Below are 23,590 nucleotides of genomic sequence, written 5' to 3'. Positions count from 1 at the left end.
ATACACGGATGTATTGCTGAAGGGCCTGGTAGTCCCGTGCCGTCCAGGGGCGTCCGTATGTGTTCGGCGGGTCGCACATCCCAGTTGGAAGCGAGGTACCCGTCGCTGGGGAAAGGGGTATCCAGCACGCGTTCGCAATGATCGGTTCGTACCCGTGCTGACAAAACACAAACGGATCATTCGCGCGAAATTGAAGTGGCTCATAGAACTCGCCGAAGGCGGGAAAGGCGGGGAAGGCGGAAAAGGTCAGGCTCAGCGCCAGCAAGCCGATTTGATGTTTCGTCCTTCGCTTCGGCCTCATGCCGCCGATGAGTCCTCGAGAGGTGTCGTTCGTTTCTCTCCTCATGCAATGCCCTACATCGCGAGCGCCGCGCCGGAGCGTTGCTGATCTTGCGAGTGCGCGTCGATGAGACGGTCTTGCTGACGCAGGGCGCTTCCCAGTGACGCGGTGCTCTGTGCAATGGGCATGTCGAGTGCTTCGATCGTCGGCACATTCGAGATCTTCTTGAGCGGCGAATCCAATGCGCCCTGCACAGCGAACACTTTCGAGCCGTCGGTGCTCAGCACCACGTGATCGATTCGCTTCAAGCCATCGTTGCGCGCGGCCGCCGCGAGCGAGGCAGCCAGATTGTCGCTGCGCCCGTCTGGCGTTCGGCCGACTTTTGCGTCCATCTGATGCACTCCGGCTTGTGCTTGCTTGAACAACGAATGATCGGGGTGAGCTTGCTGATCCAGTCGAGCGCTCGGTGCTCCGGTCATCGCGTCATACAAGCCGGAAGCGCCATCGCTCACCAGCTGTACGGTTTGCTGCCCTACTCGTTGGGCGACACGCACATGCTGTGTCAGCCCGTCAACCACGATCTGCCCTGTCACGGCCAATCCGGCATCGATGGCCTGCGCCCTGAGCTTGACCGCAGGGTCGAAGGGATTCAGCGCGTGTAACGGGGAGTGGGCCCGATTGGACACCATGGCCACGTCGACGCGGCTCTGCCCCACGTCCTTGTGAAAGTGCCCGATCGCACCTTGATGGGCACGGGCCCGCGCTTCGTTCACTGGATTGATGATGGAACTGCCCGTGACGTCGTTCCCGGGCAGAAAGTTGCTCATCTTGTGCGCTGACAAATCAGTGGCGAGGAATGGATTGGTCGGCAGATGCAACCCGGTTTCAAGGTAGCGCCCCCGTTTCAGGCTCTCGACGTCTTGCGGCGTGGCATAGATGCGGACCTCGCCGAAATGTGGACTGCCCGCCCCGACGACGTCGGTGGCGCGCACGTGGTTCACGATGCCGGGATACTGGCCGTTCACGTCAACGCCGTGCTCGTGGAGATTCGTTAGGCTCGCGGGACCATAAGCATTGAACGTCTCGGCTCGCAGGCCGTGCTTGGCGGCGGTGATCTGGGCCAAGGTGCCGCCTAGCGAGTGACCCGTGACGGTAATTGCGAAATGGTCAAGACTGGCGGCTTGCGTCCTCTTGGCGGTGTCGATCGCATGCTGGGTAAACGCCATTGCATCGTCAAGCTGATTGTTGTGCCCCAGAACGGCCATGCCAGCGTCGGTAACCCCATCCTTGATCGATTCGGAGCCACGATGCGCGATCACCACGACGCCAGTGTCCACGCGCTGATAAGCCGTGCCTTGGTAGCCGGAGGGGCGATCAGCGGCAGCGATGATCTCGTAGGAGACATCATCTATCGAAACTGTTTCACTTAGGAGGGCGGAACGATCTTGGTAGGCGTCATTCGCCAGCGCTGCATGCTCATGAGTGCCGGTGGTCATTCAAGGATCTCCTTTGCACTCAACATGGCGGTGAAGAACTTGCTTGCGTCATCGGTGATCCAGCGAGACCGCGGTGTGCCGCCCATGGGGATATCTCCATCTCTCCCATAAATGTCTTTGGGAAAATATGTGAGCTCCGATGCTTGCGCAGATATCTTTTCCCCGGAAATGCCAGCGCTGAATGTCACTCCGCCGGCTCTCATTCCGATGCTCGCGTACTTCATCGTCCAGTGACACATTCCAAGCCCGAAGTAGTCTTCGCTCAGCAGCAGATCCAGATACAGCGTGCCTGTGTAAGTGTTGTCGCCAACGCGGGATAGAGAGAACGGGACAGGAGCCAAGGGTGGGTGCCTGGAGCCGGAGATGGGGTGCTCCGGTGCGCACCGCTCATTTGCAACTTCGTACTGCATGAGCCCTGTCACGGATTCGAACGGCCCGGGCGCGTCGTCAATGATCAGCGTGATCTCGTAACCCATCTTCGGATTCGGGTTGTGCTTGATATCGGGTTTCTTCATGGATGAATTGCAGGCCGAGGTGAAGAGCGCGAGGAGTACGAAGGCTCCAGCAAGACGTGATTTCATTTTTCTTGGATCTATTGCAGGCGCACTGCGAGGCTGCAAGCGCTGTAGAGGACTTTGCAGGAGGCTTCTCCGCATTTGGCAATGGCGTTGGCTTCTGCTGTTTGCAAGGCCGGCGCGCGTGCATAGCCAGCTCGCTCTGTGCTCGTTGCGGCGGCAACGCATTGATCGCGGTAGGACATGACGATCTTGCAGTCCTGGGAACCATCCCTCGCGCATTCCATTAACGCCATTTGCTCCGCTTTGGATTCGGACTCCTCATCAACGGAAGCGGCTCCCGATCTCGTCACTGCGTCTGTGGCGATCGCGCCGTAGCGGGACGCCCACGCGACACGCGGCTGCGGTTGGGAATCGCCGTAGCCGGGAATGGCTTGGCAAATGGGGAAGACGGCGCCAGGGACGCTCTGTTGCCCCACCATCCGCTGGCCTGGGGGGCACGGGCCCTCCGCCCAGGCCATGGGGATGCAAGTTGCGCCCAAGAGGGCTAGTAGGGTGAAATTCCTTAGTAGTTTTTTCATATGAGTTCTCTTGCGTTTCCAAGCCGGCTGGCCCCTTGCTTGATGGCATCGGGTTGAGGGGAGACTGGGGCCATCGGTCGTGTTGGCGACACCTTGGAAGGGGGCGAACGATCGCCGTCGTCTGTTACGCTTTGAGCAGGCAGCGCACCGCCCTGCGGAAGTCGCCCTTGCGCCATGGCCTGCGCGCCGCGAGCAGCCCCGCCAGCACCCACGCTGCCGAAGGCCGAATACGACATGAAGCTCCCCAGCGTCCCCTGAAAAAACGCCGCTGCCATCGGAGGGGCACTCACGATCAAGGTGGTGAGAATCAAGCCCAGTCCCCCTTGCTGCAGTGCCATCGAGGTGATCCCCTCGCTCGCGGCCGACGCCCCTCCGAAGCCGCCGATGTCCGCCAGCATTGCCGCCTGCTTCGTGAGGAACGCCAGCGCGACGGACTGGACCACGTTGTTCGCCAGCCCCACCATGAAGCTGAGCACAGCCAGTGAGAACACGGTGCCGATGCCATAGAACAGCCACTTGCTGAACAGCGACTTCGTCTGCTCGAACAGCAAGCACACGATGAACAGCGGCCCGAAGCCCACGAACAGCGCGATCGCGATCTTGTTGAGCAGCAGGATCGAGCCGCCAACGAGGGCAGGTCCGGCAATGCCGATTCCGGAGAACCACTTCGCGCGGTCCTTGGCGCTGTCCACGGAGGGGTCGCCGCCGCTGGCGAGTGCGTCGATCGTGGAAAGCATCCCCTGCATGTAAGCGAGGTTCTTGTCGATGCTCTGGTAAGGACTCTTTGAGTCGTTCGAGACCAGCAAGGTGATGGCGCTGGAAGTGCCGTCGGTGAGCGTCCAGTACAGCGAAGACGAGAGACTCGCCGCGCTTGTGGCAATGCCGATCACGAGCGTGGCCTTGAGCGCATCCCCCACCAACGCCATCATCGGCTGCCGCGTTCGCCCCGTGACGATGCGAAAGCCCTGGAGCATGATCCACACCGTGAGCAGCACCAACCCCATCCCGCCCACGAGCCGCGCCGTGCTCGTCAGCAGATTCCACTGAAAGGTATTGATCTCGTCACGGAGGTAGTCGTTGATCAGTTGGAAGAAGACGAAATTGCTGATATCTGGAGTGGGCATGGGGTTTCGTGCTGTGCCTGGGAATTGCGTGCTTGCGTGCTACCGCTCGATGCTCAGAGTTCGCTGCCCAGGCTCGCTGGCATGCCGGGAGAGATTCAAGGCCGCCTTGAGCGCGGCGCCGCCGGCAATCCCGCTGACGATCGAGCCGATCATTCCGTCGAGGCCGCTGTTGACGGATTTACCGCTCGTGGCGGCATGTGCCTCGTTGGTGATCTGTCGATTGAGGTAATCGATGCGCGACCGATAGGCGTGATTCACGGACTCCATCTGCTGCTGGTCCAGCGCAATGAGTGTCTGCAGAGCAATCATCTGGTTGGTGTTGTCCTGCAGCCTGCCGAAGTCGGTGGCTTGAAAGGAAAGGCGTGCGTCGACCAAATCCTTCAAGCGCTGATTTCGAGTCGCGCTGTTGTCGAACATGACCTTCATGTACATGTAATGGGCGTTCCTCGTCCTGACCAGCTCGGTGCAGAAGGCCTGCTGGGAAGCCGCGATCTGGTCGCATTGCTCCGCGCCCAGATCCAGTGACAACATCACCCAGGGTTGCTTCGGATCCTCTACGCGCAGGCCCGGCGAAGCCGCTGCATTGGGTGCGCCGAGTTCAAGACGCTTGTTGAGACTGTCGAGGTTCTTGTTGATGCTCGCGCCGCCGCCTTCGGCCCGGCTGCCCAGTTGCTCGTTGGTGCTCTCGAGGTTGCGGTCGATGTCGTCAAGCTTCTTCTTTGCTTCTCTGAGCGTGCCGTTGGCCTCCCTGTCGACGACGGACCACTGCGCATTAGCACTGGGTACGAACAAGGCAAAGGAGAGGATCAGCAGCGCATGAAAGCCAGGGCATCGCGCCAGCACGCGGTTGAAGATTCGAGAGAACATGTCGGCGTTCCTTGATGGTCAGCGACCATCCTCCCGATGCAAGTCGGGCTGTGCCACGCCGCTGCCCTTGCGCCTGCGGTTGAATGTCTGCAGCCACTGCTCCGGCCTCAAGTCGTTCACGGCCACGCCTTCGGCAGCGGCACGCTCGCGCAGCACGCTGTGCATGATTTCGATGTTGTCCGTAGACGCCGAGATGACTGCCAGCGCATCGTCCATCCCGCGCAGATCGAGTTGGCACACGGAAGACGTGTGCCCCTGCTTGACCAGGAACCGGCGCGAGCGCTCGTCCAGGCTCACGACGACCTGGTATTCGGCCTCAGTGAGCTTCAACCCATCGATGTAGTCTTTGCGGCTTGCATTGGGGTTCGGGAGCAGGATCATGGTGGCCGTCTGCTCGATCAGCGAAGCCGCGATGTCGCTCGCCAGCGCGTCTTCAGGGCTTTGGGTCGCAAAGATGCCGAGACCGTTCTGCTTGCGGATGGTCTTCTGCTTGTTCTTCGCGAACTCCTTCAGACCGCCCTCGCCAGCGAGGATCTTCCAGAACTCGTCCATCACATAAATCAGCCGACGACCGTCGATCAGCGCTTCGAGCCGATGCAGCAGATAGTTGATGACGGGAACCCGGACTTCAGGGTTGTCGATGACATCGGTGTAGTCAAAGCCGATGATGTTGGCCCGATCCAGGTCGACGCTGTCCACCGGGTTGTCGAAAACCCAGCCCAGCGAATTGCCTGCGGTCCACTTGCGCAGGCGCATGAAGATGCCGTCGTCGCCCATGTTGGGAAGGCTCTTCTGGAAGTTGCTCATGTTGCGCAGGTGCAGGGGCGTGTCGAGCATGTTCTCGACCGCACGAAAGATGTCTTCTTCTTCGCGTGAGCTGTAGACCGATTTGCCAGCCAGCACCTTGATGAGGTCCGACAGGAAATGAAGGTTGGCCTCGGTGGGTTCGCAATGGAAGGGGTTGAAGCCAGTCGGCATTCCGTTTTTGAGCGCGAGGTAGTTGCCCCCGCATGCGCGAACGAAGATCTCCGCGCCCCGGTCCTTGTCGAAGAAGAAAATGGTTGGCGACGGCTTGAGCTTCTGCACCTGGCTCAGCAGGAAGTTGATCAGCGCCGTCTTGCCGGTACCTGATTTGCCGATCACCATCGTGTTGGCGACGGCCTTTTCGCCCAGCGAGTTCTCGCCGGGGTGCGTGGCATGAAAGTTGAAGTAGTAGGGCTGTCCGTTCGTCGTCTGCAATGTGGTGACGCACTCGTCCCACGGGTTTCGACTCTTTTTGCCGGACGAGAAGTTGTGCAGCGGCGAGAGCCCGAGAAAGTTCAACGAGCTGACGTTCGCAAGGCGGGTACGGAACTTCCAGTTGCCCGGAAACTGCGCATAGAACGCGGCCGTGACGGCGAGGTCTTCCTTCACCGAAACGAAGCCCGCATTGGAGAGTTCAGCCCGCGCGGTGGCGATGTGCTGGGTCAGCGCGGATTGGTCCCGCGCGAAGATCGCAATGGTGAAGTGGTACTCGCCAAGCACGAAGTTGCCGGATGAGAGTTGGTCCATCGCCTGGTCCATCTCCACAATCTGGCTGACAGCCTTGTCGCCGGAGGAAATCATCATTCCCTTGGTTCTCTCGAGCGACTTGAGCGCATCGTGCCGCCCCATGGGACTGAAAGAGTGCGTGATGACGTACTCGAAATCGAGATACTTCAGCCCGTTGAGGATGCCCGGGTAGGTGCCGTTCGGGTACTCCTTGATGTTGAGAATGGCCCCGAAGTGATTGGCGCTGTCCGGTGTGGTGAGAACGAAATCGCCGGTCTTGGCGGAGAAACGTTGTCGGCTGACGGCCAGATAGCGATAGACCGGCGCCTGAAGCACGGGCACAGATTCATCGATGTGGTTGAGCAAGTACCCGAAGAACTCCAGCGTTTCGGAGAACACCCCGCCGTTCGTGGCTTCGTACATGCCAAGGCGCATGGGTGCGTAGTCCTTGAGGACCGCTTCGACGTTGCCGGCCAGCTCGTGCACCTTGCCGATGGCCTGCTGCTGTTCGGACTCCAGCCGCGGCAGGTCGCTCGACTTCTCCGCGAGGCGCTTTCCACCCACTATCGGGCGGTAGATCATCGTGAGGTAGAGCTCGTTCTGCATGAGCTTCTGCGCCGAGAGCGCGCCGTAGTACGCATCGGACAGCGACTGGTTGAACGTGTGCTCGAAGCGGCTCGCATCCGTGATGGCCCGGCGTCGGCGCAAGTCGTGAACCCAGAAAGCGACGTTGACGAAGTCGGGCGCGCGCAGCGTCTGCAGCATTCGGTTGAATGTGTTGTGACGGTGTTCGAGTTCCCACTCTTCGCGCCCGACGAATGGCAGCCCTTCAAGGCGCCAGGTCAGGAGGAAATCGCCGCCGGTGGTCTTGACGACTGTTGGCGAGACATGGGTGGACAGCGAAATGAACTCGCCGATGGCAGTGTCTGGGCTGAAGGGGGGCTTCGACATGGTCAGCTGTCGTCCCTTGACTGGCCGCGATAGCTGTTGGGCGTGAAGACCCACATGCCGCCGTGATGCTGGATGTTCCGCGCCCGGAGCCGAAACTGCAGCCGGAGTCCCAGCAGCCGGAAGATCATTTCGTCGCGCCTCGCCATCTGGCGCATGACGAGGATCACCGGCGGGATCAACAGCAGATAGAAGAGATTGAAGTACATGGCCAGCAACATGCACCCACCTGCGCCCATGAAGAAGGGCACGTAGGGCACACCCAGGAACATGGGCGGCCTCGTGCAGCCGCGAAACATCGGGTTCTCAAGCATGCCGGGCCAGCAATTGCACGGCTGAGGCCAAGTGGTCCAACGCAGGCGTCCAGATGCTGGATGTGCCGGTGGAACAGGCGTTGCTCCCAGAGCTGGTCGAAAGGAACATCTTCGCGATCTGGCTCGCCGCGCCGATCAGGATCGCGCCGATCATCACTGGGGCGACATCCGAAATGCGCTTGTGCGCGAAGGCGATCTGGTAGCCCGAGAAGATGACCGCAATCGTGACGACGACGACTGACGCTGCGTTCAGCAAACTCAGAATGCTCCCGAGGAAGCCGCAGGTCGTGCTGAGTGCGTCGGTGCCGCCGACCTGTGCTGCCGCGAGCCCAGGGACAAGCAACGCTGCGACCAGCGTCGTATCGATGAGCGTACGCAGCTTGGCCCTGTAGGATGAAAGGGCAGTGCGGCCGGTGATGTGTTGAACTTGCATTTCAGGTTTCCTCTCTGGTTGAATCAAAAGGCGGTCTGCGCCGCTTGCGGGTTGTGGCTGCTGCCGGCGAGCCGATCAAAAGACAAATGCGCCATCCTTGGCGCCGGTGCCTGGGTCGGATCGTTCGTGGCGAGGCGCCGAATTCGCGGGCCCATCGCCCGGTCCGCGCACGTTCGGCACGAAGATGTCCGAGGAGCTCGCAGGGCTGTCAGGGGCTAGGCTGCGGATCGCGATTCGGTCGGACGCGACTGAAGCGCGAAGCGCCATGTCTGTTTTGCCGCTGGAAGAAGAGGGCGCTGCGGGACGAGCGGTCGGTCGCACCGGAATCGCTGCCGGCGACGTTTCGTTGTCGCGGACCGTACTGCCGCGACTGATCGAGTCATAGACCTTGCGCACGTAGCCGTGCTCGAATCCCGTCACGAAATTGCCGGAGTAGTAGCAACTGAATGCCTTGCCCCAATCGCCACCAGCGCTTGCGTGGCAGTCGGCGAGGATGCGAGCGCCGGCCGCAAGGTTGGAGCACGGATCGAAGGCCTTCTCGTGCGTATCGAGTCCTTGCTTGTCGAGGTTCGCGCGATTGACTTGCGCGATGCCGACGGAGAAGTTGTACCCCTTGACCTCCAGCATTCGCGCCGTGGCCACCGCTTCGTCCAGGTTCTTCGGCTGACGCGCGAGCCGTCCGCCGACGACGCCGATCGCGAAAGGGTTGGCGCCCGATTCGACATCGACGACGTGGCGCATCACGCTTGCCGGAACCGCAAGGTCCTGGCAACTCATCATTTCAATTCCGGTCAGCACAGCGCGTTCTCCCTTTTTTTGTTCGTTGCAACGCGGTGGCTAAGCTGTGTGGGGTGGTGACATTCGATCCGGGCTGAAATCGATCCCGGTGATGTACCGCCGCCCGGCGTGTGCCTTGATGTGCACGACGATGTCGATGGTCATCATCAGTAGGCGCTTGATGGTGGCGAACTCCAGACCGGAGCCTTCGGCCGAGGCCTTGATCATCAGCGCGAGCTGGTCCCAGGTCTGATCGGTACTGCCGGCATGGCAACTGGTGATGGAGCCGGGATGCCCGGAAGCGCAATTGCGGATGAAGTAGAAGGATTCGTCGCCGCGCAGCTCCGCCAGGATGATGCGGTCGGGCTTCATGCGCAGGCAGGCCTCCATGCAACTCTTGGCCGTCACATTGCTGGTGCTCTGCCCGCCCTTGGCGTAGAGCAGGTGCACGGCGTTGGGCTGGTCGATGAAAAGCTCGCGGGCGTCTTCGATGGTCACCAGTCGTTCTTCTGCCGGGATATGGTGGACCAGCGATTTCATGAACGTGGTCTTGCCGCTCCCGGTCGCACCGGAGACCACGATGTTCTTCTTGCCGAGAACAGCCTGGCGGAAGAAGGCGGCGTAGCGGCGCGCCGTTCGCAGTTCGAGCAGGTCGCGGTCCTGGTCCGGGATGCCGTCCGGGTCTTCGAGGATTTGATCGAAAAATCCGTCTTCCTCGTACTGGGCCAAGGTCTTCATTTGCCTGGAAGGCAGCCGGATGGTGATCGAAATGGTGCCCGCTTCGCATGCCGGCGGGATGACGAATTGCGCACGCTGGCCGGTCGGAAATGTCAGCGACACCACCGGATTGGCGTCGGTGATTCGCTGGCCGGTATTGCTCTCGTTGACGACAGCAGTGCAGAACTGCAATGCGCGGGCCAGGGTCAGGCCGGGCACCTCCTTGCGATGCCAGCCTCCGCGGCTTTCGAGATAGAGCTCGCCTGGACGGTTGATGCAGATTTCAGTGACGTCCGACGAGGCCATGTAGTCCTGAATGCCAAGGACCTCGTACTGATAGCTCAGGAATTCGTTCGAAACGGCGGCTACGTGTTCGTCGCTCATGGCTTGTGATCCGGTCATGGCGGCGTCTCAGTAGCGAGCGACCACGCCGCTGAAGTCCACGCTCTTGGCGACATAGACATTGACGACAGTGCCCTGGTGAATGGTCACTGTTGCGGGGCGATTGGCCGCACGCCGGACGGCTTGCGTCGCAATGCTTTGCAGTGTCTGCGCGGTGTTGCTTTCGAAGGGCGACTGCACTGCGACGCCGCCGCTCGCCACTGTCGTGGTCGTGGGACCGTATTGGGCGGCGGCGTACTTGAATGCGTCGCTGAAGAGGCTGATCAGCATTGCGGAGCCGATGCGCGCTCCCCAATGCTCATCCAGGTGGCCTGAATGGCCGGCGCCGCCGAGGCTGTCGACACCCGGGCTCGCCATGTTCACGTCAATGCCGGTGGGGGTCACGATGCGGTCCCAGATGACGGCTACGCGAGGACCGTTCGGCTCGGTGTCGTACTTGCCGAGCACCTTGGAGCCCTTCGGCAGCAACATCCGTTTGCCGCTGAAGGAATAGACGGGTTCGGTAACGACACATGAAGTGAAGCCAGGAATGTCGGTCACGACATGAGTCTCGAGCACGCAACGGATGTAGGTTCCGCGCAGCATCAGCGTGTCGGGACGGACGAGCGGCTCGGCGGTGGATGCCTGTGCCAATGCCTTCGCCGGGTAGGCGCTGTTGGTCGGCGCGCCTTGATCGGAGTCTGTTCCACCGAACTGGCCGGCGATCGCCTGGGCCGCAGGCGACGAACGCGGCCGCGCATGATCGCCGCCGATGTCCACCGCGCTCGAGGTCTCGGCCGACTTGATGCGCCGCTCCATCAGCGTGAGTTGATGCGGATGCATTCCTTGCGCCGGCGTGGTCATCGGTGATGGCGGAGGCAGCGCCGGAAGTGGCGGTGCCAGTGCTATGGCTTCCGCCTGGCGTCTCGCCACGGAAACCGGTGGCAGTGCTGGTTGCGGAGCCGCAGGGACGGTGACGGTTTCTTCGCGCGGTTTTTGCGGGCTGTCCTTGCGCTGGAGCACGCTGTTGAACATCCACAGCGCCACGGTCGCAAGAAGCACGACGATGCCGGCCAAAAACCCCAGCGCACGCCGGTTCATGCGACGCAGCTCGCTGCTCTTCAGTTCAGGCGCGGCAGCATCGAGGTCGGGATGGACGGGCTGCTCAAAGCGGTGGAAATAGGGATTGGCGGGGGCGGCGTTGTCGCTCGTCGGAGTCTCGTCGTGGTTCACTTGGCGGTGTTCCTTCTGAGGCCGACGACGTTCTTCTCGTGGCGAACGATCAGGAACGGATAGGTGCCGTGGACGACGATGGTGTTGCCTTCGACCGTGGTGTTCACGACGGAGTCGTCTCCGTGCTCGACCTCCCGCATGTAGATCGCAGGGAAGTTCCCGGTGGGGAACTCGGTCATGTCGCTCATCTTCACGTAGGTGAATCGACCATCGTCATGGACGCTGGCGGGGATCAGCCAGGGCGCGGCGCTGTTGCGGGTCGCGTAGTCGTAGTCGAAGTTGTAGGTGCGGTTCTTCACCAGCGAGGTATTGAGCTCCGGCGCCTGTTCGGCTTTGACGACCTCGTTTGAAAAGCTCGCATCCGACGGATAGCCGAACTTGATCTTGTACTGGACACCCGCGGCGCGCGCGGATTCCAGAGTCGCCCAATCGGTGGCGACGACCTTCAACTCGAAGATGTAGGAGTGAGTCTCCGTACGGATCATCATGTTGGTGTCGACATCGACGTTCTTGGGCTTCAGATAGAAGACGTTGTCGCGCCTCATCAATTCCCAGCCGCTGCTGAATCCAGTGCTGTAGTCGAGGACCTTCTCGTTGGCACTGAGCTCGATCTGAGTGGTGATGCCCAGACCCGCACGCACCGGATAGATGCGGTCGGCCTCGTATTGGTAAAGCTGCACGGGCTGCGCGCAGGCGTGGTGCGTGGCAAAGGCGACGATGACGCAGGTAAGAACCGGCAAGGCGGGTGACTTCGAGCGTTTCATTGGCGCTGCACTCCGTCATCAGGCGTGCCGTAGCCAGCGGGTGGGGGCGGAACCACCAGTTCCGATGGAGGACTGATTTCATCGGCACCGAATGTCACGGGCGACGAAACTCGCGCTTCTATTGGCGGTGCAGACGCGTAGTCGTTGTCGACCCGGTAGCTGGTGACCTGGAACCCAAGCGGGTTCTCGATGCGGTGCTGGTCGTCCATCTTCAAGTTGGGCTTGTAGATGAACTCCATCGTCGCGACCTTGCTGTCGAAGGGGCGGCTGGCGCCGGTCTGCTTGTCGAAAAGGCTGCGCTGGAAGCGCACTGTGGCGCCCTTGGGCACGGCATCGGCGCCCGCCTTGAGCAGCACGATGCTCAAGATCTTCACGCGTATCGCACGATCCTTGCCGTGGGTCTTGTACGGGCTGTCCGGATTGAGGGACGAATGCAAGCTGGTATACGCGGCAGCGACGCCAGGCGACGACATCGTCAGGACCGTGGTCCAGTCGCGCAGGTTCGTCAGCGCCAGATCGTAGGACTCCCGCCCCAGAACGAAGTGCGCAACATTGCTGCGATTGATGGCTTCGCTCGCCGTGACGCGCTGGTTGACGATGTCGTCGGTCAGCCGGGCGACGGTGCTGGTGCCGGTGTACGCGTCGGCCATGACGAGGAACGGCACCTTTTCCTTGAGCGGCAACATGTAGAAGTAGCCGCCGGCGAGAAGCAGGGCCATCACGATCGCGCCGATTGCGACGCCCCATGCACGCCGCTCGCTGCGCCGGGCGATATCGGCAATGGTGAGTTCGAAATCCACGGCCTTTGAAAGAGCCTTCTCGATCTTCGGCGAAACGATTTTCCTGTTGGGCATCAGCAGGCTCCTCCCTGGCACGCAGCGCCTCGGTCGTTGGTTGGATGAACCGCCGGGCGCGCCGAAGTGCTTGCCTCCGGCTGCGGATCGCTTCGGGTATCGCTAGCAGACTGGACGACGATCTGCTTGCTGTCGGCCGTGACGGAGACGCCTTGCGATGCGTAGACCGCGCTCAGTTCGGCTGCTGCCGTCTGGATCTCGGTCGTTCGGATCCCAGCGACAGGCGTGAAGAGCGTGAAATCCGAGCCGAGCCGGTAGGACAGCTTGAGCCCGGTGTCGCTTGCCCACCGCTCGAGCATGGCTTTGAGGGTGGCGTCGATCGGCGTTGCGTAGTACGTGTAGGTTGGAGACAGTGGAATCTCGGCTGGCGTCTCGCGGAACCGATTTACCGGTCTCCAATCGCCACCGAAGTCCGTTGCCGGAGGTGTCGCACAAGCAGCAATGGCAAAGACGGCGGACAGGGCTGCGCCGCCTCGCAGGGCACGCTTCATCGCGGCCGCGCTCACGGCTGGAGTGGTGAAAAGCGGAGAGAACGAGGCCGCTGTGGGCCGCGAAGTACGAAGTTCGCCGGCGACGTCCCGTCAATAGACAGGCGCGCCAAAGGCCGCTGGCCGATAGCGTTGCTATGAATCACTGAAACTCCCTGAACCGATTTTTATGCGCGCATTCTAGCCACGGGTGTATCGCGGGGTAACAGCACAGGCAAGTCGCATAGGGTCTTTGACCTGCGCTTCGCGGGTCTGCCTCTTCAAAGGATGTGGCATTCGTAGGGCTCTCTGCCCGCTCGGCTTCGTTTTCGAGAATAATTCTCATTTTGTGAATTCGGAACTAGCGGGTGACCACAATGACCGGCGCGGCTTCGGCCGCAATCAGCCTCCATCAGCTTCCCAGCCGCCAATGGGCCACGGTGCTCGACGTGCTTCGTCCTGACTCGCCTGAAGACCGCGAACTGGTTTTGCGGCTCACCGAGATCGGGTTCGTTCCCGGCGAGGCGGTGTGCATCGTTGCCAACGGCGTGCCTGGGCGCGAACCGCTGGCGGTGCGACTCGGGCACACCACCTTCGCCTTGCGCCGCCACGAGGCTTCGCTTATCCGTGTGACGCCTGGAGCCATCGGCCATGGTTGAGGCGACTCTGACATTCCAGCCCGGTGCTGCCGTTTCGACCAGCCCGCCGGAGCGCATCGCGCTTCTGGGCAATCCGAACTGCGGCAAGACGGCGTTGTTCAACCTGCTCACGGGAAGCCGCCAGAAAGTTGCCAATTACGCCGGCGTGACCGTCGAGCGCAAGGAAGGAACTCTGCGGACGGCGGCGGGCCGACGCGTTTTCGTGCTTGATTTGCCGGGGGCCTACAGCCTGAACGCGCTGTCAGCGGACGAAGCGGTCACTCGGGACGTCGTCACCGGCAAAAGCAAAGAGGCGCCTCCCGAGTTGCTGGTGTGCGTGACGGACGCAACGAACCTGCGCCTCAACCTGCGCCTCGTGCTCGAGGCCAAACGGCTGGGGCTGCCGATGGTCGTGGCGCTCAACATGACCGACATGGCCAGGAAGCAGGGCATCGTGATCGACAGCGCCGCTCTCGCTCGCGAGCTCGGTGTGCCGGTGGTCGAGACGGTGGGCGTGCATAGCAAAGGCGCGCAGTACCTCATTGAAGCGCTCGACCGACCGGTGGCCTCTGCGGCGCCGCGCCACTGGCAGGCTCCGGGACTGGACGACGTGCTCGCGACGCAGCGCGAAGTGAGGCGCATCCTCTCCGTCGCCGTGCGCGAACCCGTCGGCAGCTTGGCGACCAGCGACCGCATCGATCGCATCGTGATGCATCCCCTGTGGGGCATGCTGGTGCTGGCCGTCACGATGTTCCTGATGTTCCAGGCCGTGTTCAGCTGGGCAGAGGTGCCGATGGACGCCATCAAGGATGGCACCACCGCATTGGGCGAATTCATCAAGCACTACGTGCCTGAAGGGATGCTCCAGAGTTTGCTGGTCGACGGCATCATCGCCGGCGTTGGCGGCGTGATCGTGTTCCTGCCGCAGATCCTGATCCTGTTCCTCTTCATCCTCGCGCTGGAAGATTCCGGCTATTTGCCGCGTGCTGCGTTCCTGCTCGACCGGGTGATGGGCACCGTCGGCTTGTCCGGTCGCTCTTTCATCCCGCTGCTGTCGAGCTTTGCCTGCGCCATCCCCGGTGTGATGGCCACGCGCACCATCACCAACTGGCGCGATCGAATCACCACGATCATGATCGCGCCGCTGATGACCTGTTCAGCGCGTTTGCCGGTCTATGCGTTGCTGATTGCTGCTTTCATTCCGGCGCGCACGGTCGGAGGCGTATTCAACCTCCAGGGCGTCGTGCTGTTTGCGCTGTACCTCTTCGGCATCGTTTCGGCGATGGCCGTGGCCTGGGTCATGAAGCGTTTTCGGGAGAACAAGCAGCATTCGCCGCTCATGATGGAGCTTCCGGCCTACCGCTGGCCCAATCTGCGGAATCTGGCGCTTGGGCTTTACGAACGCGCTTGGATCTTCGTCCAGCGCGTCGGGACGATTATCCTGACGCTCACGATCCTGCTGTGGTTCCTGTCGACCTTTCCGTCACCGCCAGATGGCGCAACGGGCCCGGCCATTCAGTACAGCCTGGCAGGGATGATCGGCCGCGCGCTCGAGCACATCTTCGCGCCGATCGGCTTCAACTGGCAGATCTCGATTGCGCTCGTGCCGGGCATGGCAGCGCGCGAAGTGGCCGTGGGTGCGCTGGGCACGGTCTATGCGCTTTCAGCGACCGGCGACGATGTGGCGGGCCAACTGGCTCCGCTGATCGCGGGGACTTGGTCGCTTGCGACGGCACTGTCGCTGCTGGTCTGGTATGTCTTTGCGCCCCAATGCATTTCGACGCTGGCGGCGGTCAAGCGGGAGACGGGTTCCTGGCGGTACGTATGGATCATGGCCGGCTACCTTTTCGGGCTCGCCTACATCGCGTGCTGGATCACCTATCGGGTCGCTTTGGCGCTCACAGGAGGATGAGATGACACAGCAAATCATCGTCGCGCTGATCGTCGCGCTCGCCGCGGTCTACGCCGTATGGCGCTGGATGCCCGCCAACTGGCGTCGGGCAGCCGCCGCCAAAGTGGCTGCCGGTTCACACCGGGCGGGGCTCGTCGATGCCGATCGTGCGCAGCAATTGGCGGCTTCGCTTGGCAAGACTTCCGGCTGCGGCTCCTGCGAGACCTGCGGCAGTTGTTCGGCAGCGGGCGCCAAGCCGCCCGAAGGAAGCGAATCGCACCTGGCCCGCTCCCGCTGAGAGCGCATGTCCGCTCACATCCTCATCGCGGGAGGAGGCATCGCGGGACTCGCGAGCGCGCTTGCGCTCGGGAGGCGGCGCCATCGGATCGATTTGCTCGAGCAAGCCGTGGCGTTCGGCGAAATCGGTGCCGGGATCCAACTCAGTCCCAACGTGACGCGCCGCCTTCAGGCGCTCGGCGTGTCCGAGGGTCTGATGCGTATCGCAGCGCGGCCCGACGCTCTCGTCGTCCGGAGCGCCGTCGCGGGCAAGGAGATCGCCCGACTGCCACTCGGCAATGCCATGCTGCACAACTATGCGGCGCCCTATCTCTGTGCCCACCGGGCCGATCTCCACGCGGTGCTGCTGGCCGCGGTGCGTGGAAGTGGCGCCGTTACGCTGACGACCGGCGCACGGGTCACGGAAGTGATCGCGCGCGGCGATACCGTTTGTATGGTGAGCGCTGACGCTCGGGTTTGGGAAGGCGATGGGGTGATCGGCGCCGATGGCCTCTGGAGCACCGTGCGCCCTTGTCTCTTCGAGGACGCCATGCCACCGCGTGCGACCGGTCACACCGCTTGGCGCGCAATGGTCACGCAGTCGGCATTGCCCGCGGCGCTGCGCAGCACGCACGTCAGTGTGTGGCTCGGACCTCGTCTGCACGCGGTGGCTTACCCGGTCAGACGGGGCGAGGCGCTCAACGTGGTCGTGCTCGCCGAAGCGGCCCCGGTCGGTGATGCACGCGATTGGGATCAAGCCACGAGCCTTTCTGCCCTGCAACATGCGACCGGACGGACCTGCAGTGAGCTGCAGGCCTTGCTCGAAGCTGTACCTTCATGGCGGGCATGGACGCTCAACGATCGGCCTCCGCTCACCAGTCCTCAGCAGATGGCCGCTGAGCGTATCGCCTTGGCCGGAGATGCCGCGCACCCGATGCTGCCCTATCTGGCGCAGGGCGCTGGCATGGCGATCGAAGATGCGGTCGCGCTCGCTGATGCCCTCGACGGCGGCACCGCTGCTGAAGTGCCCGCGGCCTTCGCACGCTACGCCAGCGCGCGTTGGGAACGCAACGCCAACGTCCAGGCACGGGCTCGGCGCAATGGAGAGATCTTTCATGCGACGGGCCTCATGCGCGTCGGACGGGATGCGGCATTGCGTCTGCTCGGCGCAAAGCTGCTCGATGTGCCCTGGCTCTACGACGCTTGATTCAGAGGCTGAAGCTCTGCAGATGGTCGACTCGTTTGGCGAGACCGATCGGACCAAGATAGTGAGTCAATCTGCCTGCTTGTACCTCGACCAGAGAGGATTCGAGTTCGGCCAGCATGCCGTCCCGGACCGTGGCGTACGCGGCAGGAAGATCGTCATGCTGGCGTCCGTACGCCTCGGCGATCAGACGCGCGGCCGCAGGTGCTCCGCAGGCCACGCATTCGGCGATGGCCGTGGGGGTGGGCTCGGCGCCATGTGACAGTAGCAGTTCGACGAGCTCAGGGGAGACGGCGCTGTCGATGTAGTCCAGTGCATCGTGTGCCACCGGTGCGCCTGCGCGCACCAGGGCCGCGGCCGCTGCGTGGGCGCCGTGACTGAGCGCCAGGTCCGTGGCGATCGCGCTGCCCGCCAGTGGTCCGTCGAGCGCCACACCGTTGGCGACCAGTTTCTCGACGAGAGATGCGTCATCGGTGGCAACTGCATGGCGCAACGCGATGCGGGAGAGGGCGCCATTCCGGGCCAGCGAACCGTCTGCGAGCGCGCCTTGCCAGTCGACCATCGCCTGCCGATAGAAATCAATCAGCTTGTCCATCAATTCGATCGACAGGCCGTGGTCCTCGTGCCTTTCGTCGAGGTATTCGATGAGTGTCTGCCCGGTGAAATATTCGCCTGCGGGTTTGAGCGGATCTTCGTCGAGATGCAATGCTTCGAAGGCCGCGGACAGATCATGGGCGACGGTGGTCATTCCGTCTTCATGCATCTCGTGCGCCCAGGCTGAAGGCAGCCCTTGCTTCCAGGCAAGGACGTGGCCATAGTCCGGTCCGGACTCCACGACCGCATAGACCCGGTCACAGTATTCGAAGCCGCCGAAAGGCAGCAGGGTCAGCTTTCCGTCCCACGTGTCGTCGCTTTCAGCGGCGGCTTGCTTTGCGCCCTCGAGTTCGTGGTCGATCCACCCCTGCAGGTCATGGTAGGTGTCGCTGCCATTCCAGAAGAGTTCGCTCCAGTTGAAGGACTCCTCGTTGCCGTTCATGCGCAGGTGCAAGTCGTAGTCGAGGCGCCCGCCGGCCGTTGCTCGCCAGAGCGAAAGAAGTTCTGGAGGAAGCGGGCCGGCGCAGACCGCCTGCACCGCAGCGATCTGCTCGGCCGACATCGGCGGCTGCGCGTCGAAGATCACGCGCTTCGCGAAGAGAACAATTCCATGCGATCGCAACTGGGCGAGTTCGTCGTCATTGAACATGGGCAGCCTCCATTTTCTTGTGTCACAGGTCCGTTCGCAGCTTCCAGATTTCGGGGAAGAGCACCACGTCGAGCATCTTGCGCAGATAGCTTACGCCGCCGGTGCCGCCCGTGCCACGTTTGAATCCGATCACGCGCTCGACCGTCGTCACATGCCTGAAGCGCCAAAGCCGGAAGGCGTCTTCGAGGTCCGTGAGTTCTTCTCCGAGCTGGTAGAGATCCCAGTGATCCTTCGGATCGCGGTAGATGGTGAGCCAGGCCTGTTCGACACCGTCGCTGGTTTCGTAGGGACGCGACCAGTCACGTTCGAGATGATCAGCCGGTACCTCGATGCCGCGGCGGGCCAATAGGCGCAGCGCCTCATCGTAGAGAGACGGCGAACGCCAGGCGTGCTCCACTTCCGCCAGGAGGTCCGCGCGATGCTCGTGCGGCTTGAGCATGGCGGCATTCTTGTTGCCGAGCGCAAATTCAATACATCGATACTGCCAGCTCTGGAAGCCGCTGGAGTTCCCGAGGTAAGGGCGCATCGCGCTGTACTCGGGCGGCGTCATCGTCGCCAGCACGTCCCAGGCATGCACCAGTTGCTCCATGATGCGTGACACGCGCGCCAGCATCTTGAAGGCACTCGACAGATCGTCCTCCGCGATCCGGCGAATGGCGGCGCGCAATTCGTGCAGCATGAGCTTCATCCATAGCTCGCTGGTCTGATGCTGCACGATGAAAAGCAGCTCGTCGTGAGCCGGCGATCGCGGATGCTGCGCAGTCAGAATCGCGTCAAGGCTCAGATAGTCGGTGTAGCTCATCGACGCACTGAAGTCGAGCTGCGCCTTTTCATCATGGACGATTTTTTCGGTGCTCATTGGCAGGTCCTCAGGTCACTGCGAGCTTCTGGTTGAACTCGGGCCGTTTCCATTCCTCGCGCTCGACCACCTGAACGATGTGTTCCACCGCATTCCACACGTCTTCAAAGCCCAGGTAAAGCGGCGTGAACCCAAAGCGGAGGATGTCCGGCATCTGCGAATCTCCTGCCCGGAAGTCACCGATGACGCCGCGCGCAATCAGCGCCTGGACGATCGCGTAGGCGCCGGGACCGCCGTCGCTGAGCGCGAGGCACACCTGCGAGCCGCGCAACAGGTGATCGCGCGGCGTGATGAGTGAGAAGCGGCCTGGGCAGCGTGCTTCGACCAGCGCAATGAAGGCGTCGGTGAGAGCCAGCGATTTTCGGCGCAGCACGGCCATGCTTCCCAAACCGCCCGAGAAAGAGTCTGCGGCGAGGACCGTGTCGAGGCCGCATTCCAGAGCCACCAGCGCAATGATCGGCTGCGTGCCGCAAAGATAGCGCGCCACCCCTGCAGCGGGCCGGTAGTGCGGCGTGAACTCGAATGGCGCAGCGTGTCCCCACCAGCCCGACAGCGGCTGCTGAAACTGGCTGGCATGCCGGGCATGAACCCATACGAACGCGGGCGCGCCAGGGCCCCCGTTCAGGTACTTGTAGCCGCAGCCGATCGCGTAGTCCGCATTGCTGTCGTTCAATGCCACTGGCACTGCCCCGGCGCTGTGCGCGAGGTCCCAGACGGTGAGTGCCCCGACCGCATGAGCCGCGGTCGTGACAGCCTCCATGTCATGCATGGCGCCGGTGCGGTAGTTGACGTGGGTGAGCATCAGCACCGCGACCTCGTCGGTGAGTGCCGTGGACAGTTCGCTCACATCGACCAGCCGAAGCGAGAAGCCGCGCTCGCGGCAAAGCGACTCGGCGATGTACAGATCGGTCGGGAAATTGCTGCGTTCGCTGAGCACCACGCGTCGCTTGTCGTTCCCGCCAGTTGCCGCCTCGCGACCCTGAAGCACTTGGCTGAGCGCGGCGAAAAGCACTTTGTAGAGGTTGATCGATGTGCTGTCGGTGCAGACGACTTCGCCTGGCGAGGCGCCAATCAGCCGTGCCACCTTGTCGCCGAGCCGCTGCGGCAGATCGAACCAGCCGGCGCTGTTCCATGACCGGATGAGCCCCTCGCCCCATTCCTGGGCGATCACGGCCGCAACGCGCTCGGGCACGGCCTTGGGCAGCACGCCCAGTGAATTGCCGTCCAGGTAGATCACGCCTTCGGGGAGGATGAACTGGTTGCGCAAAGGCGCGAGCGTGTCCTGCGCATCGAGTCGGCGGCAGTCGTCGAGTGTCATGGCTGTTTTCGTTGAAGTTCGCGCAACACGGCGCGAACGGGGGAAGCATCTGCGCTCACGAGCTTGAGCGGCAGGGCGATGAGTTCATAGTCCCCTTCGGGGACATGGTCGAGCACCAGGTTCTCGAGCACGCGAAGGCCGAGCCGGCGGATGACCTGATGGCTTTCAAGTGTCTTGCTGGCTGCAGGATCGATGCTGGCCGTGTCGATCCCGATCAGTTTCACGCCCATGGCGGCCAGGCGTTCGATCGCGGCGGGGTCGTACGCTGCAAGACCCTCGTCCCACTCGGCGGGTGAACGTTCGTAGGTGCGCACCAGCACGCGCGGGGGCAGTCCTTCGACCGAATGAACGAGGTGCCGCCATTCGATCAGCGGCCCGCAGTTGATTGCATGAATGACGCGGCAGGGACCCAGGTACGTGGAGAGGTCCACGTTGCCGATGGTCTCCCCGGCAGGGTCGTAGTGAAGCGGCGCGTCGGCATGCGCACCCACGTGCGGAGACAGCGTGATCTCGCTGACGTTGACCGGGCAGCCCGGCGAAATGGTCGCCGCCCAGCGTTGACGATAGGGCGTGTCGCCGGGAAACACCGGCGCCGCGTCGTGCACCGGCGGCGAGATATCCCAGAGTCTTTGGTTCATGGCGCGAAGTTAGCGCCGTGGGCGAAGTCGTGGTGTCGGTTATTTGCAACACCAGGCAACCTGGGAAGCTACACCCGGCCGAGCAGGAGGTATTCCATCAAGGCCTTCTGCACGTGCATGCGGTTCTCAGCCTCTTCCCAGACGACGGATTGCGGACCGTCGATCACATCGGCTTCGACTTCTTCGCCGCGGTGTGCCGGCAGGCAGTGCATGAACAGGGCGTCCGCTTGTGCCACGCGCATCATTTCCGAGTCCACGCACCAGTCGGCAAAGGCGGCGCGACGTGCCTCGTTTTCGGCCTCGTAGCCCATGCTGGTCCACACGTCGGTGGTCACCAAGTCCGCGCCGCGGCAGGCTTCCATCGGATCCGTGAAAACCTTGTAGCTGTCGGAGGACCGAATGCCCGCGATCGATTGGTCGACTTCATAGCCGCTCGGCGTGCTCACGTGGACCGTGAAGCCCAGGATTTCACTGGCCTGCAGCCACGTATTGGCCATGTTGTTGCCGTCGCCCACCCACGCCACCGTTTTGCCCGCGATGGAGCCGCGATGCTCGATGAAAGTGAAAATGTCGGCCAGGATCTGGCACGGATGGAACTCGTTGGTCAGGCCATTGATCACCGGCACGCGCGAGTGCGCGGCGAAAGCTTCGAGCTTGGTTTGCTCGAAGGTTCGGATCATCACCAGGTCGACCATGCGGCTGATGACCTTGGCGCTGTCCTCGATGGGTTCGGCGCGGCCCAACTGGCTGTCGCCCGTGGTGAGGTGCACCACGCTGCCGCCCAACTGGTACATGCCCGCTTCGAAGCTGACCCGCGTGCGGGTCGACGCCTTCTCGAAGATCATGGCCATCGTCCGATCGACGAGCGGCTGATGCTTTTCGTAGGCCTTGAACTTCTTCTTGATCAGCGCGGCACGCGCAAGCACGTACTCGTAGTCTTGCGCAGTGAAATCCGAAAACTGCAGGTAATGCTTGATGATGGCCTGGTCGCTCATGGGTGAGGCTCCCCGAGAAAGGTTTTGACCAGCGGCGCCAGAATCGCAACGATCTCGTCCGCTTCGGCCACGCTGAGAATCAGCGGCGGCACGAGACGAATCACGTTGTCAGCCGTGACGCTCAAAAGCAGACCGGCTTCGCACGCGCGGTTGAGAATGACGCCACAGGGCCTGTCGAGCTCGATGCCCAGCATCAGCCCTTGACCGCGGATCTCCGTCACGCCAGGTACAGCGCCCAATTCCCGTTCAAGCGCCGCCTTCAGGTGCGCGCCGACTTTGGCAGCGTTTTCCAGAAGTTTGTGCTCTTCCATGATGCGGATCGTCTCGACCCCGGCACGCATCGCAAGCGGGTTGCCACCGAACGTCGTGCCGTGGTTGCCAGGACCGAAGATGTGAGCGGCGCGCGGGCCCGCGACGACGGCGCCGATCGGCACCCCTGAGCCCAGCCCTTTGGCTAGCGGCATCACGTCAGGCTTGATGCCAGCCCATTGGTGGGCGAACCACTTGCCCGTGCGCCCCATTCCGCACTGCACTTCGTCGATCATCATTAGCCAGTCGCGCTCATCGCAAAGCTGGCGAACCTGGCGCAGGTATTCCCAACGCATGGGATGAATACCGCCTTCGCCCTGGATGGTTTCGAAAAACACCGCCACGACGTTCGGATTGCCCTCCGTGGCCTTCTTGAGCGCATCGATGTCATTGAGCGGAACACGAATGAAGCCCTCGACCAGTGGCCCGAAGCCTTTTTGCACCTTCGGATTGCCGGTGGCGGACAGCGTCGCGATGCTGCGGCCATGGAAGGCGGCCTCGTAAACGACGATTTCAGGACGTTCGATGCCTTTGTCGTGCCCGAACTTGCGCGCCAGCTTGAGCGCGGCCTCGTTGGCCTCGAGGCCGGTCGAGCAAAAAAACGCGTTGGTGAGCCCCGAGAGCTCCGTCAGCTTGGCCGCAAGTTGTTCCTGGCCGGGGACGTAGTAATAGTTGGAACTGTGGATCAGCTTCGAGATCTGGTCCTGAAGTGCTGGCACCAGCTCAGGATGGTTGTGACCCAGCGTGTTGACCGCAATGCCCCCAAGGCCGTCGAGATACGCACGCCCTTCGGTGTCCCACACTCGGCATCCTTGGCCGTGCGACAAAGCGATCGGCAGGCGGCCATAGGTGTTCATGACATGGGGCGAGGAGGGGGCGGCGGTGGCGCTCATGCGTATCTCCGGAAAAGGGAACGCGAATTCTAGGCGTGCGGTTTG

Annotated in this window: 24 protein-coding genes; 4 read left to right on the top strand and 20 right to left on the bottom strand. The window is 62.4% G+C overall.

The window, feature by feature from the left end; genetic code table 11:
- Window positions 1–354: 354 nt before the first annotated feature.
- From AC1DMA_RS25230 to AC1DMA_RS25165, 14 genes are all read right to left on the bottom strand, one after another.
- A complete protein-coding gene (locus AC1DMA_RS25230; protein ID WP_478145843.1) occupies window positions 355–1,776 on the bottom strand; it encodes an XVIPCD domain-containing protein in 1,422 nt (473 codons plus the stop codon).
- Window positions 1,773–2,357 (bottom strand): hypothetical protein, encoded by a 585-nt coding sequence (locus AC1DMA_RS25225; RefSeq protein ID WP_478127263.1) that lies wholly within the window; start codon window positions 2,355–2,357, stop codon window positions 1,773–1,775. Before AC1DMA_RS25225 ends, AC1DMA_RS25230 begins: the two co-directional genes overlap by 4 nt.
- A gap of 11 nt (window positions 2,358–2,368) precedes the next feature.
- A complete protein-coding gene (locus AC1DMA_RS25220) occupies window positions 2,369–2,773 on the bottom strand; it encodes a DUF4189 domain-containing protein (protein ID WP_478127369.1) in 405 nt (134 codons plus the stop codon).
- Window positions 2,774–2,868: 95 nt separating this feature from the next.
- Window positions 2,869–3,996: a TrbL/VirB6 family protein gene (locus AC1DMA_RS25215; protein ID WP_478127262.1), complete on the bottom strand. Its 1,128-nt coding sequence runs from the start codon at window positions 3,994–3,996 to the stop codon at window positions 2,869–2,871.
- Between the two features lie 39 nt (window positions 3,997–4,035).
- Window positions 4,036–4,863, bottom strand: coding sequence for a hypothetical protein (locus AC1DMA_RS25210; RefSeq protein WP_478145842.1), 828 nt, complete (start codon window positions 4,861–4,863; stop codon window positions 4,036–4,038).
- 18 nt (window positions 4,864–4,881) lie between these two features.
- Complete coding sequence (locus AC1DMA_RS25205) at window positions 4,882–7,344, bottom strand: VirB4 family type IV secretion/conjugal transfer ATPase (RefSeq protein ID WP_478145841.1); 2,463 nt, start codon at window positions 7,342–7,344, stop codon at window positions 4,882–4,884.
- A gap of 2 nt (window positions 7,345–7,346) precedes the next feature.
- Window positions 7,347–7,640 (bottom strand): VirB3 family type IV secretion system protein, encoded by a 294-nt coding sequence (locus AC1DMA_RS25200; protein WP_478145885.1) that lies wholly within the window; start codon window positions 7,638–7,640, stop codon window positions 7,347–7,349.
- Between the two features lie 7 nt (window positions 7,641–7,647).
- Window positions 7,648–8,088, bottom strand: coding sequence for a TrbC/VirB2 family protein (locus AC1DMA_RS25195; RefSeq protein ID WP_478127259.1), 441 nt, complete (start codon window positions 8,086–8,088; stop codon window positions 7,648–7,650).
- Between the two features lie 75 nt (window positions 8,089–8,163).
- On the bottom strand, window positions 8,164–8,886 hold the full coding sequence (locus tag AC1DMA_RS25190; protein ID WP_478145840.1) for a lytic transglycosylase domain-containing protein: 723 nt from the start codon (window positions 8,884–8,886) through the stop codon (window positions 8,164–8,166).
- Between the two features lie 39 nt (window positions 8,887–8,925).
- Complete coding sequence (gene virB11, locus AC1DMA_RS25185; RefSeq protein WP_478145839.1) at window positions 8,926–9,984, bottom strand: P-type DNA transfer ATPase VirB11; 1,059 nt, start codon at window positions 9,982–9,984, stop codon at window positions 8,926–8,928.
- A gap of 9 nt (window positions 9,985–9,993) precedes the next feature.
- The gene (locus tag AC1DMA_RS25180) at window positions 9,994–11,196 is read right to left on the bottom strand and encodes a TrbI/VirB10 family protein (protein WP_478145838.1); all 1,203 of its coding nucleotides are present in this window, start codon (window positions 11,194–11,196) and stop codon (window positions 9,994–9,996) included.
- Window positions 11,193–11,960 (bottom strand): TrbG/VirB9 family P-type conjugative transfer protein, encoded by a 768-nt coding sequence (locus AC1DMA_RS25175; protein WP_478145837.1) that lies wholly within the window; start codon window positions 11,958–11,960, stop codon window positions 11,193–11,195. The genes AC1DMA_RS25180 and AC1DMA_RS25175 overlap by 4 nt, the downstream gene beginning before the upstream one ends.
- Entirely contained in the window at window positions 11,957–12,814 is an 858-nt protein-coding gene (locus AC1DMA_RS25170; protein ID WP_478145836.1) for a VirB8 family type IV secretion system protein, read from the bottom strand. Before AC1DMA_RS25170 ends, AC1DMA_RS25175 begins: the two co-directional genes overlap by 4 nt.
- Window positions 12,814–13,305: a hypothetical protein gene (locus tag AC1DMA_RS25165; RefSeq protein WP_478127253.1), complete on the bottom strand. Its 492-nt coding sequence runs from the start codon at window positions 13,303–13,305 to the stop codon at window positions 12,814–12,816. The genes AC1DMA_RS25170 and AC1DMA_RS25165 overlap by 1 nt, the downstream gene beginning before the upstream one ends.
- 353 nt (window positions 13,306–13,658) lie before the next feature.
- On the opposite strand from AC1DMA_RS25165, the gene AC1DMA_RS25160 reads away from it, so the two are divergent.
- Genes AC1DMA_RS25160 through AC1DMA_RS25145 form a run of 4 tightly spaced genes read left to right on the top strand, consistent with a single transcriptional unit; the run spans window position 13,659 to window position 17,293 of the window.
- Window positions 13,659–13,940, top strand: a complete 282-nt coding sequence (locus tag AC1DMA_RS25160; RefSeq protein ID WP_478127367.1) for a FeoA family protein — start codon at window positions 13,659–13,661, stop codon at window positions 13,938–13,940.
- Entirely contained in the window at window positions 13,933–15,831 is a 1,899-nt protein-coding gene (gene feoB, locus AC1DMA_RS25155; RefSeq protein ID WP_478145835.1) for a ferrous iron transport protein B, read from the top strand. The genes AC1DMA_RS25160 and feoB overlap by 8 nt, the downstream gene beginning before the upstream one ends.
- 1 nt (window position 15,832) lies before the next feature.
- On the top strand, window positions 15,833–16,108 hold the full coding sequence (locus AC1DMA_RS25150) for a DUF6587 family protein (protein WP_478127251.1): 276 nt from the start codon (window positions 15,833–15,835) through the stop codon (window positions 16,106–16,108).
- A 6-nt stretch (window positions 16,109–16,114) separates the two neighbouring features.
- A complete protein-coding gene (locus AC1DMA_RS25145; protein ID WP_478127250.1) occupies window positions 16,115–17,293 on the top strand; it encodes an FAD-dependent monooxygenase in 1,179 nt (392 codons plus the stop codon).
- Window position 17,294: 1 nt separating this feature from the next.
- Here AC1DMA_RS25145 and AC1DMA_RS25140 read toward each other — a convergent pair whose 3' ends face one another.
- From AC1DMA_RS25140 to AC1DMA_RS25115, 6 genes are all read right to left on the bottom strand, one after another.
- Window positions 17,295–18,533 (bottom strand): SMI1/KNR4 family protein, encoded by a 1,239-nt coding sequence (locus AC1DMA_RS25140; RefSeq protein ID WP_478145834.1) that lies wholly within the window; start codon window positions 18,531–18,533, stop codon window positions 17,295–17,297.
- A 22-nt stretch (window positions 18,534–18,555) separates the two neighbouring features.
- Entirely contained in the window at window positions 18,556–19,392 is an 837-nt protein-coding gene (gene kynA / locus AC1DMA_RS25135; RefSeq protein ID WP_478127248.1) for a tryptophan 2,3-dioxygenase, read from the bottom strand.
- Between the two features lie 10 nt (window positions 19,393–19,402).
- A complete protein-coding gene (kynU, locus tag AC1DMA_RS25130; RefSeq protein WP_478145833.1) occupies window positions 19,403–20,710 on the bottom strand; it encodes a kynureninase in 1,308 nt (435 codons plus the stop codon).
- On the bottom strand, window positions 20,707–21,348 hold the full coding sequence (gene kynB, locus AC1DMA_RS25125; protein ID WP_478127246.1) for an arylformamidase: 642 nt from the start codon (window positions 21,346–21,348) through the stop codon (window positions 20,707–20,709). The genes kynU and kynB overlap by 4 nt, the downstream gene beginning before the upstream one ends.
- A 68-nt stretch (window positions 21,349–21,416) precedes the next feature.
- Window positions 21,417–22,343, bottom strand: a complete 927-nt coding sequence (gene argF / locus AC1DMA_RS25120; RefSeq protein ID WP_478145832.1) for an ornithine carbamoyltransferase — start codon at window positions 22,341–22,343, stop codon at window positions 21,417–21,419.
- Complete coding sequence (locus AC1DMA_RS25115; protein ID WP_478127244.1) at window positions 22,340–23,545, bottom strand: acetylornithine/succinylornithine family transaminase; 1,206 nt, start codon at window positions 23,543–23,545, stop codon at window positions 22,340–22,342. Before AC1DMA_RS25115 ends, argF begins: the two co-directional genes overlap by 4 nt.
- Window positions 23,546–23,590: the final 45 nt, after the last annotated feature.

This window comes from Variovorax sp. 05N34 (assembly GCF_056397405.1).
Note: the sequence above shows the minus strand (reverse complement) of the source record. Positions and strands in the feature narration are given on the sequence as shown.

Bases quoted from the DNA above. Each gene is read 5' to 3' on its own strand.
- AC1DMA_RS25230 (WP_478145843.1), bottom strand. From the start codon at position 1,776: ATGACCACCGGCACTCATGAGCATGCAGCGCTGGCGAATGACGCCTAC.
- AC1DMA_RS25225 (WP_478127263.1), bottom strand. From the start codon at position 2,357: ATGAAATCACGTCTTGCTGGAGCCTTCGTACTCCTCGCGCTCTTCACC.
- AC1DMA_RS25220 (WP_478127369.1), bottom strand. From the start codon at position 2,773: ATGGTGGGGCAACAGAGCGTCCCTGGCGCCGTCTTCCCCATTTGCCAA.
- AC1DMA_RS25215 (WP_478127262.1), bottom strand. From the start codon at position 3,996: ATGCCCACTCCAGATATCAGCAATTTCGTCTTCTTCCAACTGATCAAC.
- AC1DMA_RS25210 (WP_478145842.1), bottom strand. From the start codon at position 4,863: ATGTTCTCTCGAATCTTCAACCGCGTGCTGGCGCGATGCCCTGGCTTT.
- AC1DMA_RS25205 (WP_478145841.1), bottom strand. From the start codon at position 7,344: ATGTCGAAGCCCCCCTTCAGCCCAGACACTGCCATCGGCGAGTTCATT.
- AC1DMA_RS25200 (WP_478145885.1), bottom strand. From the start codon at position 7,640: ATGTTTCGCGGCTGCACGAGGCCGCCCATGTTCCTGGGTGTGCCCTAC.
- AC1DMA_RS25195 (WP_478127259.1), bottom strand. From the start codon at position 8,088: ATGCAAGTTCAACACATCACCGGCCGCACTGCCCTTTCATCCTACAGG.
- virB11 (WP_478145839.1), bottom strand. From the start codon at position 9,984: ATGACCGGATCACAAGCCATGAGCGACGAACACGTAGCCGCCGTTTCG.
- AC1DMA_RS25175 (WP_478145837.1), bottom strand. From the start codon at position 11,960: ATGAAACGCTCGAAGTCACCCGCCTTGCCGGTTCTTACCTGCGTCATC.
- AC1DMA_RS25170 (WP_478145836.1), bottom strand. From the start codon at position 12,814: ATGCCCAACAGGAAAATCGTTTCGCCGAAGATCGAGAAGGCTCTTTCA.
- AC1DMA_RS25165 (WP_478127253.1), bottom strand. From the start codon at position 13,305: ATGAAGCGTGCCCTGCGAGGCGGCGCAGCCCTGTCCGCCGTCTTTGCC.
- AC1DMA_RS25160 (WP_478127367.1), top strand. From the start codon at position 13,659: ATGACCGGCGCGGCTTCGGCCGCAATCAGCCTCCATCAGCTTCCCAGC.
- feoB (WP_478145835.1), top strand. From the start codon at position 13,933: ATGGTTGAGGCGACTCTGACATTCCAGCCCGGTGCTGCCGTTTCGACC.
- AC1DMA_RS25150 (WP_478127251.1), top strand. From the start codon at position 15,833: ATGACACAGCAAATCATCGTCGCGCTGATCGTCGCGCTCGCCGCGGTC.
- AC1DMA_RS25145 (WP_478127250.1), top strand. From the start codon at position 16,115: ATGTCCGCTCACATCCTCATCGCGGGAGGAGGCATCGCGGGACTCGCG.
- AC1DMA_RS25140 (WP_478145834.1), bottom strand. From the start codon at position 18,533: ATGTTCAATGACGACGAACTCGCCCAGTTGCGATCGCATGGAATTGTT.
- kynA (WP_478127248.1), bottom strand. From the start codon at position 19,392: ATGAGCACCGAAAAAATCGTCCATGATGAAAAGGCGCAGCTCGACTTC.
- kynU (WP_478145833.1), bottom strand. From the start codon at position 20,710: ATGACACTCGACGACTGCCGCCGACTCGATGCGCAGGACACGCTCGCG.
- kynB (WP_478127246.1), bottom strand. From the start codon at position 21,348: ATGAACCAAAGACTCTGGGATATCTCGCCGCCGGTGCACGACGCGGCG.
- argF (WP_478145832.1), bottom strand. From the start codon at position 22,343: ATGAGCGACCAGGCCATCATCAAGCATTACCTGCAGTTTTCGGATTTC.
- AC1DMA_RS25115 (WP_478127244.1), bottom strand. From the start codon at position 23,545: ATGAGCGCCACCGCCGCCCCCTCCTCGCCCCATGTCATGAACACCTAT.